The organism is Dryocola clanedunensis (assembly GCF_038405435.1).
GTDB classification, from domain to species: domain Bacteria; phylum Pseudomonadota; class Gammaproteobacteria; order Enterobacterales; family Enterobacteriaceae; genus Dryocola; species Dryocola clanedunensis_A.
The window spans coordinates 1-542 of the sequence record NZ_JBBYHZ010000195.1; the positions used below are offsets into that span (position 1 = coordinate 1).

1 protein-coding gene is annotated in these 542 nt (G+C 64.6%); it reads right to left on the bottom strand.

The features are described from left to right. Positions 1 to 542: efflux RND transporter permease subunit (locus AAE045_RS24190; RefSeq protein WP_455549836.1), on the bottom strand; the 542-nt coding region annotated here is incomplete at both ends.

Sequence of the window (542 nt, forward strand, 5' to 3'; positions counted from 1 at the left end):
GACTTCAGATCCCAATGCTTGTCGTACTCCAGCAGCACCGGCGGCTGCACGTGCTGCAGGCCGATCACCACCTGGTTGTCGTCATCGATGCGCAGCTGGCGGGTCTTGTCGCCCAGCCACAGCGAGCGCGAGAACGCGAGGTAGCGCGGGTAGTCCTTGCCGTTGTCGCGGAACACCGCGGCGCTGGCACTGTCCGAATGCTCCGGATGCAGCAGCGAGCGGCCGAAGCCGATCGAATCGATGGCCGGGTCGATCAGGCTCAGCAGCGTGGAGGTGATCAACCCGCCGATCACGGCGATCGCCATCGGTGCACGGAAGCTGGAATCGCCGGCAAAGCCCAGCGCGATCGGCATCATGCCCGCGCCCATCGCCAGCGTGGTCATGATGATCGGCTGTGCACGTTTGCGGCAGGCATCGATCAGTGCGTCGTGCTGGCTCATGCCGTGTTCGTCTTCGGCCATCACCGCGTAATCCACCAGCAGGATGGAGTTCTTGGTGGCGATGCCGATCAGCATCAGCAGCCCGATCAGCGCCGGCAGCGA